General features: G+C 60.9%; 17 protein-coding genes. All 17 read right to left on the reverse strand.

Translation table 11 applies throughout. The features are described 5' to 3' along the window. Positions 1–4: 4 nt before the first annotated feature. The gene (gene nuoK / locus J2W40_RS03765) at positions 5–310 is read right to left on the reverse strand and encodes an NADH-quinone oxidoreductase subunit NuoK (RefSeq protein ID WP_310222060.1); all 306 of its coding nucleotides are present in this window, start codon (positions 308–310) and stop codon (positions 5–7) included. Then, positions 307–918 carry an NADH-quinone oxidoreductase subunit J gene (locus tag J2W40_RS03770; RefSeq protein ID WP_310222061.1) on the reverse strand — a complete coding sequence of 204 codons (612 nt, stop codon included), beginning with the start codon at positions 916–918 and terminating at the stop codon, positions 307–309. Before J2W40_RS03770 ends, nuoK begins: the two co-directional genes overlap by 4 nt. Before the next feature lie 136 nt (positions 919–1054). After that, complete coding sequence (nuoI, locus tag J2W40_RS03775; RefSeq protein WP_310222062.1) at positions 1055–1540, reverse strand: NADH-quinone oxidoreductase subunit NuoI; 486 nt, start codon at positions 1538–1540, stop codon at positions 1055–1057. Between the two features lie 499 nt (positions 1541–2039). Continuing rightward, entirely contained in the window at positions 2040–3083 is a 1044-nt protein-coding gene (gene nuoH, locus J2W40_RS03780) for an NADH-quinone oxidoreductase subunit NuoH (RefSeq protein ID WP_310222063.1), read from the reverse strand. A 148-nt stretch (positions 3084–3231) separates the two neighbouring features. Then, entirely contained in the window at positions 3232–5238 is a 2007-nt protein-coding gene (gene nuoG / locus J2W40_RS03785; RefSeq protein ID WP_310222064.1) for an NADH-quinone oxidoreductase subunit NuoG, read from the reverse strand. Then, on the reverse strand, positions 5238–5948 hold the full coding sequence (locus J2W40_RS03790; protein WP_310222065.1) for a hypothetical protein: 711 nt from the start codon (positions 5946–5948) through the stop codon (positions 5238–5240). Before J2W40_RS03790 ends, nuoG begins: the two co-directional genes overlap by 1 nt. Next, the gene (gene nuoF / locus J2W40_RS03795) at positions 5945–7297 is read right to left on the reverse strand and encodes an NADH-quinone oxidoreductase subunit NuoF (RefSeq protein WP_310222066.1); all 1353 of its coding nucleotides are present in this window, start codon (positions 7295–7297) and stop codon (positions 5945–5947) included. The genes J2W40_RS03790 and nuoF overlap by 4 nt, the downstream gene beginning before the upstream one ends. Continuing rightward, complete coding sequence (locus J2W40_RS03800) at positions 7297–7446, reverse strand: hypothetical protein (protein WP_171899191.1); 150 nt, start codon at positions 7444–7446, stop codon at positions 7297–7299. Before J2W40_RS03800 ends, nuoF begins: the two co-directional genes overlap by 1 nt. A gap of 130 nt (positions 7447–7576) precedes the next feature. Next, entirely contained in the window at positions 7577–8245 is a 669-nt protein-coding gene (locus J2W40_RS03805; protein ID WP_310222067.1) for a complex I 24 kDa subunit family protein, read from the reverse strand. Then, entirely contained in the window at positions 8238–8528 is a 291-nt protein-coding gene (locus tag J2W40_RS03810; protein WP_310222068.1) for a hypothetical protein, read from the reverse strand. Before J2W40_RS03810 ends, J2W40_RS03805 begins: the two co-directional genes overlap by 8 nt. After that, positions 8525–9760 (reverse strand): NADH-quinone oxidoreductase subunit D, encoded by a 1236-nt coding sequence (locus J2W40_RS03815; protein ID WP_310222069.1) that lies wholly within the window; start codon positions 9758–9760, stop codon positions 8525–8527. The genes J2W40_RS03810 and J2W40_RS03815 overlap by 4 nt, the downstream gene beginning before the upstream one ends. After that, entirely contained in the window at positions 9760–10596 is an 837-nt protein-coding gene (locus tag J2W40_RS03820; protein ID WP_310222070.1) for an NADH-quinone oxidoreductase subunit C, read from the reverse strand. The genes J2W40_RS03815 and J2W40_RS03820 overlap by 1 nt, the downstream gene beginning before the upstream one ends. Positions 10597–10708: 112 nt before the next feature. Next, on the reverse strand, positions 10709–11263 hold the full coding sequence (locus J2W40_RS03825; RefSeq protein ID WP_037473949.1) for a NuoB/complex I 20 kDa subunit family protein: 555 nt from the start codon (positions 11261–11263) through the stop codon (positions 10709–10711). Next, positions 11254–11628, reverse strand: a complete 375-nt coding sequence (ndhC, locus tag J2W40_RS03830) for an NADH-quinone oxidoreductase subunit A (RefSeq protein WP_037473947.1) — start codon at positions 11626–11628, stop codon at positions 11254–11256. Before ndhC ends, J2W40_RS03825 begins: the two co-directional genes overlap by 10 nt. Before the next feature lie 128 nt (positions 11629–11756). After that, complete coding sequence (locus J2W40_RS03835; RefSeq protein ID WP_069064737.1) at positions 11757–12569, reverse strand: inositol monophosphatase family protein; 813 nt, start codon at positions 12567–12569, stop codon at positions 11757–11759. 156 nt (positions 12570–12725) lie between these two features. Next, the gene (efp, locus tag J2W40_RS03840; RefSeq protein ID WP_037473941.1) at positions 12726–13289 is read right to left on the reverse strand and encodes an elongation factor P; all 564 of its coding nucleotides are present in this window, start codon (positions 13287–13289) and stop codon (positions 12726–12728) included. A 106-nt stretch (positions 13290–13395) separates the two neighbouring features. Further along, positions 13396–13974, reverse strand: coding sequence for a M23 family metallopeptidase (locus J2W40_RS03845; RefSeq protein WP_310222071.1), 579 nt, complete (start codon positions 13972–13974; stop codon positions 13396–13398). Positions 13975–13976: the final 2 nt, after the last annotated feature.

Consider the following 13976-nt stretch of genomic DNA (forward strand, 5'->3'; position numbering starts at 1 on the left):
AGGCTCAGCCCTTCATCCGGTTGACATCGTCGACGGCGATGGAGCCGCGACCACGGAAGTAAATGACGAGGATGGCAAGGCCGATGGCCCCCTCACCCGCCGCGACGGTCAGCACGAACATGCTGAACACCTGCCCCACCATGTCGTTCAGGAAGACGCTGAAGGCGACGAGGTTGATGTTCACGCTCAGGAGGATCAACTCGATCGCCATCAGGATGATGATGATGTTCTTGCGGTTGATGAAGATGCCCAGCACCCCGATCACGAACACAATGGCACTGACCACCAGATAATGTTGAAGGCCGATCACAGCTCCACCCCCTGCCCAATGGGCTGATTGATATTGCGGACCGCATCCTGCGGACGACGACGGTTCTGCTTGCTGATATTCTGGCCCTTCACGCCGCCACGGGCACGGTGGGTCAGGACGATCGCGCCGATCATGGCGACCAGCAGCACGACGCCGGCCGCTTCGAACAGGAAGATGTAGCGCGTATACAGCAAGATCCCGACCGCCTTGATATTCGAAATATCGGGGTCAGTCGGCGCCGCGCGCTGGGCCAGCTCAACCGGACCGGCGCTCCACAGGCCGATGCCCAGGATGATTTCGGCCAGTAACACGAGCGCGACCAGCAGGCCGAAGGGCAGATAGCTGACGAACCCGGCGCGCAATTCGGCAAAGTCGATGTCGAGCATCATGACCACGAACAGGAACAGAACCGCGACCGCACCGACATAGACGATGACGAGCAGCATCGCGATGAATTCGGCACCGATCAGGATCAGCAGCCCTGCCGCATTGAAAAAGGCCAGGATCAGCCACAGCACTGAATGGACCGGGTTGCGCGACAGGATGGTCATCGCGGCGCTGCCGACCACCATGAGGGCGAACAGGTAAAAGGCTAGGACGTGGATCAATGGATGGCCCCCGGAAACCGTTCGGGCTGAGCGAAGTCGCAGTCTTCCACTGAACGAAGTGAAGTGACTTCGCGACGCTCAGTCGAACCCTTCGACAGGCTCAGGGCGAACGGGTTTGAGTTAGACACGGCGCCCATTAGCGATAAGGCGCGTCGGCGGCAAGGTTCGCGGCAATCGCCCGTTCCCACTTGTCGCCATTTTCGAGAAGCTTCGCCTTGTCGTAGATCAGCTCCTCGCGGGTTTCGGTCGCAAACTCGAAATTCGGGCCTTCGACGACCGCGTCCACCGGACAGGCTTCCTGACAGAAACCGCAATAGATGCACTTGGTCATGTCGATGTCGTAGCGCGTCGTGCGGCGGCTGCCATCCTCGCGCGGCTGCGCTTCGATGGTGATCGCCTGCGCCGGGCATACTGCCTCGCACAGCTTGCACGCGATGCAGCGCTCTTCCCCATTGGGATAGCGACGCAGCGCATGTTCGCCCCGGAAGCGCGGCGAAATCGGGTTCTTCTCGTAAGGGTAGTTGATGGTCGCCTTGGGCTTGAAAAAATATTTCAAGGTCAGGGCGTGCGCCTTCACAAACTCCCAGAGGGTGAAGCTCTTGACGTAGTAACCGATACTCATTGCCTGATAGCCTCTTCCGTCTCCGCCGCGTTCAGCGGGGCTTGGGGCGCTTTCTTCACATCGCAGAAACCGAGCATCTGCACATCCGGCCGAGGCCAATTTCGGCGGATCAAGATGGCATATCCGTTATCGCGGTCAGTTCTAATGGTCTCAACCTGAACAATCCGGCCCATGATCGGACCGGATCTCCTCGACGCCTCGACCCTGCCTGGCCAAGTTTCGCGCGGCCCGGTCTGAAACTCGAACCCGTCAAAAATGCCAGCGGTGTCGCGGGCTACTTGGTGTCTCACCATGGTCCGCGGTGTCCATGTGGATCCGTCGCCATTGACCTTTTTGTAAGCACGCCCGCCGGTTTGGCGGACAATCAGATCATGCTGGCGGCCCTGCGAATCGGAAATTCTACAGGTCGCGTCCACTATAGGCATTGTCAGTTGCGCCAGTGTTGGCGGCGGAGCAGACGTGGGCACGCTGGCCTGAAGTGCGGTAACTACTAGCGCCATCATCCCCCATACCTCGTCAGCATGAGGAAGCCCGACACCAGGAAGATGAAGAAGAGCGACACGGGCAGGAAGATTTTCCAACCCAATCGCATCAACTGGTCATACCGGAAGCGGGGCACCGTCGCCTTCACCCAGGAGAAGACGAAGAAGAAGAAGAGGATCTTGGCGAACAGCCAAAGGATGCCGGGCACATAATAAAGCGGTGCCCAATCGAACGGCGGCAGATAGCCACCCCAGAAGAGAATGGCGTTGAGCGCGCACATGAGGATGACGTTGGCATATTCGCCAAGCCAGTAGAGCGCGAACGACATGGACGAATATTCGGTCTGATAACCCGCGACCAGCTCGCTTTCCGCTTCGGTCAGATCGAAGGGCGCGCGCGCGGTTTCAGCCAGCGCCGAGATCAGGAACATGACCGCCATCGGGAAAAGCAGCGGATTGAAGCCGTTGCCGTTCAGGAAGCCATAATAGCCCTTCTGGCTTTCGACGATGGCGCTCAGGTTGAAGCTGCCCGCCCACAATACCACCGTGACGATGGTAAAGCCGATCGAGACTTCATAGCTGATCATCTGCGCGCTGGCGCGGATCGCGGAATAGAAGGGATATTTGGAGTTGGAGGCCCAACCAGCCAGGATGATCCCGTACACGCCAAGCGAACTGATCGCCAAAATGTAGAGCAGGCCGACATTGATGTCCGCCAGCACGACGCCGACATCGAACGGCACCACGGCCCAGGCCATCAGCGCGACGGTGAAGGTGATGATCGGCGCGATCAGGAACAAGGCCTTGTTCGACGCCGACGGGATGATGGTTTCCTGCAGGAAGACCTTGAGGCCGTCCGCGAAGGATTGCAGCAGGCCGAACGGCCCCACGACGTTGGGACCACGGCGCAACGCCATCGCCGCCCAGATCTTGCGATCGGCATAGATGATCATCGCCACGGCGAGCATCAACGGCAGGGCGATCAGCAGGATGCCGATGATGGTCGACAGCAGCCAGGCACCCTCGAACGGCATGCCCAGATTTTGGAAGAAAGCGGTCACTGATGCGGCCCCTTAAAGCCCTCTCCCTGGAGGGAGAGGGTTGGGTGAGGGTGTGCTGAGGTTGAAGGCATGTGGCGACACTGGCGTCGAGCCCCCTCTCCCCAGCCCTCTCCCCCATGGGGAGAGGGAGCTTTGATAGCGTTCCTCATCATTCCGCCGCCTCCGCAAATTCGACGCCGTGGACCAGTTCGGCCGAGCATTGCTGCATCGTCGGGCTGGCGCGGCAGATGGCGTTGGTGAGGTAGAAGTCCTTGATCGGCGATCCGAATTCGCCGGTCGCGCCGGTGGGCAGCGATGGCATGGACCAGCCATAATCAGCCAGACCTTCGACACCCAGAGCCGGCACGGCCTTGGCCATTTCCGCCCGCAGCGCATCGAAGCTGTCGAACGGCAGCTTGACGCCCATCACGTCGGACAGGGCGCGCAGGATGGACCAGTCCTCGCGGGCGTCGCCCGGCGCGAACACGGCCTTTTCGCCACGCTGCACCCGGCCTTCCAGATTGACATAGGTGCCTGCCTTTTCGGCATAGCTCGCCCCCGGCAGGATCACGTCCGCCGCATGCGCGCCCTTGTCGCCATGATGGCCGACATAGACTTTGAAGCAATCAGGGAAAGCGGCATAATCGACCTCGTCCGCGCCGAGCGCGAAGAGCAGCTTCGGCTTGGCCGCCGCCATCGCCTTGATCCCGCCAGCGGTGGCGAAGCCGAGCATCAGTCCGCCCATGCGCGATGCCGCGAAATGCAGGACGTTATAACCGTTCCAGCCCTCCTTCACGAGGCCCAGCGTCTCAACCAGCGCCAGCGTGTCGCCATGCGCGCCGTCCTTGGCCAGCACGCCACCGCCCACGATCATCGCGGGCCGCGCCGCCTTGCCAAATGCCTCGACCACCGCTTCCGGCAGCTTGGCGAGCAACGACGCATCATTGCCCAGCCATTCGACCTTGTAGGTCAGGTCGACTTCGGGGCCGATGGCAAAAACCTTCGCGCCCTTTCTAATCGCCTTGCGGATGCGGGTGTTCACCAGCGGCGCTTCCCAGCGCAGATTGGTGCCGACCAGCAGGATCATGTCCGCCGTCTCGATGCCGTTCAACGTCGTATTGAAATTCACCGCGCTCAGCGAAGAGACGTCATAGGCGAGGCCCGTCTGACGCCCTTCGAGCATCGTGCCGCCCAGCTTTTCGACCAGCAGCTTGCCCGCGAACATCGTCTCGCAATCGAGCAGATCGCCCGCAATCGCCGCCACGCTGCCGCCATGCGGCACGGCCGCGATCGCCGCGAATGCTTCGGCCCAGGTCGCGGGCACCAGCTTGCCGTCCTTGCGGACATAGGGCTTGTCGAGCCGCTTGCGCACCAGGCCGTCGACATTGTGGCGCGTCTTGTCCGACGCCCATTCCTCGTTCACGTCGTCATTGATGCGCGGCACCGCGCGCAGCACCTGACGGCCCCGACTGTCGAGCCGGATGTTGGTGCCGACCGCATCCATCACGTCGATGGCGTGGGTCTTCTTCAATTCCCAGGGCCGCGCTTCGAACGCATAGGGCTTGCTCGTTAGCGCGCCGACCGGGCAGAGATCGACCACATTGCCGGACAGCTCGCTCTTGGCGGCATGTTCCAGATAGGTGGTGATCTGCATGTTTTCACCGCGATAGATGGCACCGATTTCCGGCACACCCGCAACTTCCTCGGCAAAGCGCACGCAGCGCGTGCACTGGATGCAGCGGGTCATGACCGTTTTCACGATCGGCCCCATATTCTTCTCGGTCACCGCCCGCTTATTTTCGTCATAGCGCGACGCGCCGCGCCCATAAGCGACCGACTGGTCCTGCAGGTCGCATTCGCCACCCTGATCGCAGATCGGGCAATCGAGCGGATGGTTGATGAGGAGGAACTCCATCACCCCTTCGCGCGCCTTCTTGACCATTTCGCTGTCGGTGCGGATGTCCTGCCCTTCGGCAGCGGGCAACGCGCACGACGCCTGCGGCTTGGGCGGTCCGGGCTTCACTTCAACCAAGCACATGCGGCAATTGCCCGCGATGGACAGCCGCTCATGATAGCAGAAGCGCGGAATTTCCTTCCCCGCCAGCTCGCACGCCTGGAGGACAGTCGCGCCCGCCGGGACTTCCAGTTCTACGCCGTCTACTTTGACTTTAGGCATTATTGAGCCTTCTCAGCAATCAACTGCGGCGTCGCACTAGCGAGCCGGAAGTAGTTAATGGCAACAGCGCCTCGCAGCGTTACTCGCGTAAACTTCACAGTTCCTCCATCGAGGCAATCGGAGAAGGTAGGGCGCAGATCGCCTATTCTACTAACCTCCTCCGGTCCGTCGGGCGGAGTAAGCAACCAAAGCCGCGCTCGGACGGGGTCTTTACGAACTATACACTCCCCATAGTGGGACAGCCAGGTAATCCCAGCTCTTTTGTCCTCATCCTCTTGGATTTTAGTACGAGCGCGCTTGCTTTTTTCTTTGCCTAGCTTTGCCTCCAATTCCTCCGGCGTCGAAGGACGAAGGTGCGCCAATGGCAGACGGTTTGAAAAATTCGTTTCGAATTTCTCGGAGAATTTGGCGTTCACCAAAGCGTCAGCAAGCGCATAGCGATAAAGATCGCCGCCGAACGTCATTTTAACATTGCCAGCAACCTGAGCCATGCAATTGCTGCTAATGAGATCAGGATATTCCTTCAGAATTTCAGAATTATCAGAGTTAGCGAGAATGGCATTCGCCGCTCGTTGTGGCTTAAGCTTTACCACGCACCGGGCATAATCATACATGATCTTGCGCGCGCGCACGTCTTCTTTGGCATTTCCTGCAAATGCTGGAGAAGAGGCTGCAAACATAACCAACGTAACGAACAGCGTCGCTCTCACTCCGCCGCCTCCATGATCGGGGCGCTACCCTTATTGTCGTTAATCCGCCGCTCGATTTCCGGCCGGAAATGCTTGATCAGCCCCTGAATCGGCCAGGCCGCCGCGTCGCCGAGTGCGCAGATGGTGTGGCCTTCGACCTGCTTGGTGACCTGATGCAGCATGTCGATTTCGGACAGTTCGGCCTCGCCGGTGCGCAGCCGTTCCATCACGCGCCACATCCAGCCCGTGCCTTCGCGGCAGGGGGTGCATTGGCCGCAAGACTCATGCTTGTAGAAATAGGACAGCCGCGAAATGGCGCGGACGATGTCGGTGGACTTGTCCATGACGATGACGGCGGCGGTGCCCAGGCCGGAGCCGAGCGCCTTCAACCCGTCGAAGTCCATCGGCGCGTCCATGATTTCGCGCGCCGGGACCAGCGGGACCGAAGAGCCGCCGGGGATGACCGCCAGCAGATTGTCCCATCCACCGCGAATGCCGCCGCAATGGCGGTCGATCAGTTCGCGGAACGGGATCGACATCGATTCCTCGACCACGCAGGGCTTGTTCACATGGCCGCTGATCTGGAAGAGCTTGGTGCCGCGATTGCCCTCGCGCCCGAAGCGGTTGAACCAGGCCGCGCCGCGCCGCAGGATCGTCGGCGTGACCGCGATGCTTTCGACATTGTTGACCGTGGTGGGGCAGCCATAGAGGCCCGCGCCCGCCGGGAAAGGCGGCTTGAGACGGGGCTGGCCCTTCTTGCCTTCCAGGCTTTCGATCTGCGCGGTTTCCTCACCGCAGATATAAGCGCCCGCGCCGCGATGGACGAACACATCGAAATCATAGCCGGAACCGCAGGCGTTCTTGCCCAGGAAACCCTTGGCATAGGCCTGCTCGACCGCCGCGAACAACACCTTGGCTTCGTAGATGAACTCGCCACGGATGTAGATATAGGCGGCGCGCGCGCGCATCGCGAACCCGGCGATCAGCGCACCTTCGATCAGCTTGTGCGGATCGTGGCGGACGATTTCGCGGTCCTTGCAGCTGCCCGGCTCGGACTCGTCGGCGTTGATGACCAGGAAACTGGGACGACCATCCTTGCTTTCCTTGGGCATGAAGCTCCACTTCATGCCGGTCGGGAAGCCCGCGCCGCCACGGCCGCGCAGGTTCGACGCCTTGATGATGTCAATGATCGCGTCCTGGCCCAGGCTCAGCAGATCCTTGGTATTGTCCCAATCGCCGCGTTTCATCGCCGCGTCGATGGCCCAATCCTGGAAACCATGGACGTTGGTGAAGATGCGGTCCCTGTCCTCCAGCGGGCCGACGAACGGCGGCGGAGGAGGCGGCGCAACAGGGGCGGTGTCGTCGGCCATCAGCGGCCCTTTCCGATCAGTTTTTCAGCCACGAAATATGCGACAACGGCGAGGCCCAGCCCGATGACCAGCCCCAACACCGCGCCGATGATCTTGAGCGCGATCACGAAGACAATGAGGCCCAGGATGATGGCGACGAGAGCGCTCATGCGAATACCCCGCAGTTCCGTTCGCCCTGAGCGAAGTCGAAGGGTTCGGCTGAGCGAAGCGAAGCCACTTCGACAAGCTCAGTGGAGGGCTTCGACAAGCTCAGCCCGAACGGGGTTGGGTGGATTGTTTTCACGCCCACTCCCCCCGATAATCATGATTTTCAGCGACCATGTCCTTCAACGCGGTCGGGCCACCTTCCGGGCAGCTCGTCTGGCGCTCGATCTGCGGACCGATCTTCGGTTGCCCGCCAGCGGCGAGCGTTTCCAGCACCGCGCTCATGCTGTCATAGGTCAGATCTTCGAAATTATCGTCGTTGATCTGGACCATCGGCGCATTGGCGCAGGCACCCAGGCATTCGACTTCGGTTAGCGTGAACAAGCCGTCGGGCGTGGTCGCGCCCTTCACCAGACCCTTATTCTTGCACGCCGCGAACACATCGTCGGAACCGCGCAACATGCAGGGCGTCGTCCCGCACACCTGCACATGATAGCGACCGACCGGCGCGAGATTATACATGGTGTAGAAGGTCGCGACCTCATAGACGCGCATATAGGGCATATCGAGCTGGTCGCCGATAAACTCCATCACCGGGACGGGCAGCCACCCTTGCGTCTGCGTCTCCACACCGACCTGCCGCTGGGCGAGATCGAGCAGCGGCATGACCGCAGACTGCTGGCGACCGGCGGGGTAGCGCGCGATGATGGTCTTCACCTGTTCGGCATTTTCCGCCGTCCACGCGAAATTGCCCCAGCGCGCGCGGGTTTCGGTTTCGTCGGGGATATGGGGTGCGTCAGCCATTCAGAACTTCCAACCGCTTGCGATACAGCGCCGACTGGCCACCGATCACCTGAGCCTTACGAATAGTGCGACGAGCCAAACCCGCCGCCAACAATACAACACCTACTGCCAAACAAGCATACGCCCGGACATCCGTAACAACAGCATCAAACCTCAGCATGAATGCCAAGGCATTGGGCAGAATCCAGAAAACGCCCCAGACGATTAGCGCCCACTCAACCAACGGGTTAATGGGACGATTTTGGTATCGCCAATAGGCGTATTTCCAGAACGCCTTCTTCACCGATCACACTCCCCGAACACGATGTCCATCGAGCCAAGGATAGCGGTGATGTCGGCGAGCATATGACCCTTTGCCATGAAGTCCATCGCCTGCAAATGGCTGAACGCGGTCGGGCGGATCTTGCAGCGATAGGGTTTGTTGGAGCCGTCCGCGATCAGATACACGCCGAATTCGCCCTTGGGGCTTTCGGTCGCGACATAGACTTCGCCCGCAGGAACATGGAAGCCTTCGGTATAGAGTTTGAAGTGATGGATCAGCGCTTCCATCGACCGCTTCATCTCGCCGCGCTTGGGCGGCGACACCTTGCGGTCGAAGCTGGCGATCGGGCCTTCGGGCATGTCCTGCAGGCATTGCTTCATGATGCGCGCGGACTGGCGTACTTCCTCGACCCGGACCATGAAACGGTCATAACAGTCATAATTGGTGCCGACCGGCACGTCGAAATCGACGCGATCATAGACATCATAGGGCTGCGCCTTGCGGATATCCCACGCAATGCCGGAGCCGCGCAGCATCGGGCCGGAAAAGCCCCATTTCAACGCATCTTCCTTGGACACGACGGCGATATCGACATTGCGCTGCTTGAAGATGCGGTTGTCCGCGACTAGGCTGACCGCATCTTCGAACAGGCGCGGCATACGGTTGTCGAGCCAATCGCCAATGTCGGTCAGCAGCTTGAGCGGCACATCCTGATGCACGCCGCCGGGCCGGAAATAGGCGCTGTGCATGCGGGCGCCCGAAGCGCGCTCGAAGAAGTTGAGGCAATCCTCGCGGATTTCGAACATCCACAGGTTCGGCGTCATCGCGCCGACGTCCATGACGTGCGAACCCAGGTTGAGCATATGATTGCAGATGCGGGTCAGTTCCGCGAAGAACACGCGCAGATATTGCGCGCGCAGCGGCACTTCCAGGTTCAGCAGCTTCTCGATCGCCAGCACATAGCTATGCTCCATGCCGAGCGGCGAGCAATAATCGAGCCGATCGAAATAGGGCAGCGCCTGGAGATAGGTCTTATATTCGATCAGCTTTTCGGTGCCGCGATGCAGCAGCCCGACATGCGGATCGCAGCGTTCGACGATCTCACCCTCCAGCTCCATGACGAGACGCAACACGCCGTGCGCCGCAGGATGCTGTGGGCCGAAGTTGATCGTGTAATTCTGGATTTCCGTGTCGCCATAGGTCGGATCGGCAGCGTCCGTGTGGTGGTCCAGCTTTTCGAGATAATCAGCCATTACGCCTTGTCCTCCGGCTTGGCCACGCCTTCGCCTTCATCGGTCGCCGAAGCCGCCTTGGTCGGCGCGTCGGCGGATTTTCTTTCCGCCGCCTTGTTCGCCGCTTCACCAGCGCCGGTGTCGGACTTTTTCTCGGTGGTCTTGGGCGTCGAGGCCACGGCATCGCCCTTGGGCGCAGCAGGTGGCGGCGGCGGCGCAGCAGCCGGGGTCGGTGCACCGGGTGCCTGCGGTGCCTTTTCGTCGCCGGGCAGGATATATTCCGCGCCTTCCCACGGCGACATGAAGTCGAAGCTGCGGAAATCCTGCGCCAGCTTCACCGGCTCATAGACGACGCGCTTGTCCTCCTCGGAATAGCGCAGTTCGACATAGCCAGTCAGCGGGAAATCCTTGCGCTGCGGATAGCCCTTGAACCCGTAATCGGTCAAGATGCGGCGCAGGTCGGTGTTGCCGTCGAATACGACGCCATACATGTCGAACACTTCGCGCTCCAGCCAGCCGGCGACCGGCCAGAGATGCGTGACGGTCGGCACCGGCATATCTTCGTCGGTCGACACCTTGATCCGGATGCGATGATTCCGGGTGACCGACAGAAGATGATAGGCCACCTCAAACCGTTCGGCCCGTTCGGGATAGTCTATCCCGGCGACTTCCATAAGCTGCTGATACTGCGCCTGATCGCGCAGCAGCGTCATCGCCTGCGCCAGCGCGTCGCGCTGCACGGTGAAGGTCAGTTCATCGGCATGATCGACGGTTTCGATCAGCATCGAACCCAACAGGGTCTCGATTTCCTGCGCGATCCCATCAATGGTCGCGATCCGGGGTGCGGAATGGCCCATTACAGACCTCCGTTCGTATCGAGCGCAGTCGAGATACGCTCGCACTGTGCCAGGAACAGGTTTCTCGACTTCGCTCGAAACGAACGGTGAAAAAGAGACGTCATGCCTGTCATTACCGTTCAATCGTCCCGATCCGGCGGATCTTCCGCTGCAACTGCATCACGCCATAAAGCAACGCTTCGGCAGTCGGCGGGCAACCCGGTACATATATGTCGACCGGCACGATCCGGTCGCACCCGCGCACTACAGAATAGCTGTAATGATAATAGCCCCCGCCATTGGCGCAGGACCCCATGGAAATGACATATTTCGGTTCAGACATCTGATCGTAAACTTTGCGCAACGCAGGAGCCATCTTGTTGCACAGCGTTCCCGCGACGATCATCACGTCACTCTGGCGCGGAGAGGCGCGCGGGGCGGCGCCGAAACGCTCCATGTCATAGCGCGGCATGTTGACGTGGATCATCTCGACCGCGCAGCAGGCAAGGCCGAAGGTCATCCACCACAGCGAGCCGGTGCGCGCCCAGGTGAACAGATCCTCCGTCGAGGTCACGAGGAAACCCTTGTCATTCACTTCGCTGTTGAGCGAATTGAAGAAATCCTGATCGGGCTGAGTCCCGACGGGCGGCAAGGTGCCGGGCGCCGGGTTATAGAGTTCTACTCCCAATCGAGCGCTCCCTTCTTCCACGCATAGACGAGACCGAGCACCAGTTCCGCTATGAAAATCATCATCGTCGCCCAGCCGGCCCAGCCAATCTGGTCGAGGCTCACCGCCCAGGGAAACAGGAATGCCGCTTCAAGATCGAAGATGATGAAGAGGATCGCCACCAGATAGAAGCGCACGTCATATTGACTGCGCGGCTCTTCGAAAGCGGGAAAGCCGCATTCATATTCGCTGAGCTTGGCCGGATCGGGCTTATGCGCGCCAGTCAGACGACCGACCAGCATCGGCAGGAAAACGAACGTGCCGGACAGCAGCAAAGCGATCCCCAAAAAGAGCAGGATCGGCAGATATTGGGCAAGATCGACCAATGGTATCCCCTGGGCGAAAAGGTTGTGGGGGCGCTTTAGGCCTGCTGCATATGCGAAGCAAGGGGCCAAGGCCGTGAGAATGAATCGCAAAAAGGCCAAGTGCTTGAAGCGCTTGGCCTAGCTGCACCTTAGCGCAGGGCGTTTGCCACCAACTTGTGCAATTTGCTGTGGATGGCGTCATTGCCCGCAATCACTTCGCGGCGCTCGATCATCTGCTCGCCACCGCGAAAATCGCTGACGAAACCGCCCGCTTCGCGCACCAGCAGCATGCCGGCCGCGACGTCCCAGGGTTGCAGGCCGCTTTCCCAGAAACCATCATAGCGCCCCGACGCCACATGCGCGAGATCGAGCGAGGCCGCGCCAAAACGGCGGATACCCGCGATCGACGGCGCGACCGCGCCGAAAATACGCACCCACTGCCCCATGTCGCCATGGCCCATGAAGGGGATGCCGGTGGAGATGACGCAATCGGCCAGATCGCGGCGCGCGGAGACGCGCAGCCGCTGATCATGGCGCCAAGCACCGCGATTCTTTTCCGCCCAATAGCTTTCGTCGGTGAAGGGCTGATAGATGAGGCCGGTCGTGATCTCACGCTTGCCGCCATAAAGCGGTTCTTCGACCGCGATCGAAATGGCGAAATGCGGGATGCCGTGCAGGAAATTGGTGGTGCCATCGAGCGGATCAATGATCCAGCGCGGCTTGGTCGGGTCGCCCTCGATCACGCCGCCTTCTTCGAGCAGGAAGCCCCAGTCCGGCCGGGCGCGCTGCAATTCCTCGACCAGCGTCTTTTCGGCCTGCTCGTCCGCCTTCGACACGAAGTCGGCCGGCCCCTTGCGGGACACCTGCAAATGCTCGACCTCGCCGAAGTCGCGACGCAGCTTGCCGCCCGCCTTGCGCGCGGCGCGTTCCATGACGGTGAGAAGGCCTGAATGAGATGCCATTTTAATTCTCCCCCCTCCCTGTTCAGGGAGGGGCCGGGGGTGGGTGCGATTGCACGGCAATCGCCTGCAACATCAGGGGCCAGGTCAGACGCTCCCTCCGGTCGCGACCCACCCCTTCCCCCTCCCTTGAAAGGGAGGGGCGTTTTTTTGGTCGGCTTAGTCCGCGCGCTTCACATATTCGCGGGCGTAGACATCCACGACGATGCGGGTGCCGCTGACGATATGCGGGGGGACCATGACGCGGACGCCATTGTCGAGGATCGCGGGCTTGTAGCTGGCCGAGGCGGTCTGCCCCTTGACCACGGCGTCGGCCTCCACGACCGTCGCTTCGATGGTGTCGGGCAACTGCACCGAAATCGGGCGTTCCTCATACATTTCCAGCGTCACTTCCATGCCATCCTGCAGGAAATCGGCAGCGTCGCCGAGCAGTTCCTTGGGCAGATTGATCTGCTCATAGGTCTCATTGTCCATGAAGACGAGCATGTCGCCTTCGGCATAGAGATATTGGAAATCCTTGGTATCGAGGCGGATACGCTCGACGCTTTCGGCGGAGCGGAAGCGGACGTTATTCTTGCGGCCGTCGATGAGGTTCTTCAACTCCACCTGCATATAGGCACCGCCCTTGCCGGGCTGGGTGTGTTGAATCTTGACAGCGCGCCACAGGCCGCCCTCATATTCGATATTGTTGCCGGGACGAATGTCCACGCCGCTGATCTTCATGGGAAGAGCCTGCCTATATGTCCAAGAGTGAAAGAGCCGGCCTCGCGGGAGGCTGGGCGGCCGTTTACAGCGGGATGGTGCGAAGGGCAAGGGGGCGCGGGACAGGTCAGGGCGTCGCTAGCAATGGATAGGGATTGATCGGGTCGCCGCCATGCCAGGGCGTGGCGGGCATCGCGCGGTGGATGGCGAAATGGAGGTGCGGCGCGCCGGGATCGGCATTGCCGGTGCTGCCCACGGTCGCAATGCGCTGCCCCCTTCGCACCATCTGCCCTTCGCGCAGGCCCGGCGCATAACGATCAAGATGCGCATAATAATAGAGCGTGCGGCCATCGGGCGCGCGCTGATAGACGGTGCGCCCGCCCTCCTTGCTCCAATGGATTTTGTCGATCCGGCCATCGGCGACGGCCAGCACGGCCCTGCCGCGCGCCGCCAAGATGTCGATGGCGTCATGCGATCTTTCGCCCAAGGCGCGGGCTTGGGTAAAGGTATCGGTCAATGCCGAGGCGGGCACGCCTTCGACCGGCATCAGCAACGCGCCCGATGACGACTTGGCGACAGGTGCCTTGGCAGGAAATAGGGGCGCATCGGCTGGGACGATCTGCACGCAAAAATGCGCGAAAGCCACGCACAGCGCGACCGCCCCCGCGCCCCACAGCCACCGACGCCATTTAAAGGTCGTCGGCATGG

This window comes from Sphingobium xenophagum, assembly GCF_031457465.1.
GTDB lineage: Bacteria > Pseudomonadota > Alphaproteobacteria > Sphingomonadales > Sphingomonadaceae > Sphingobium > Sphingobium xenophagum_A.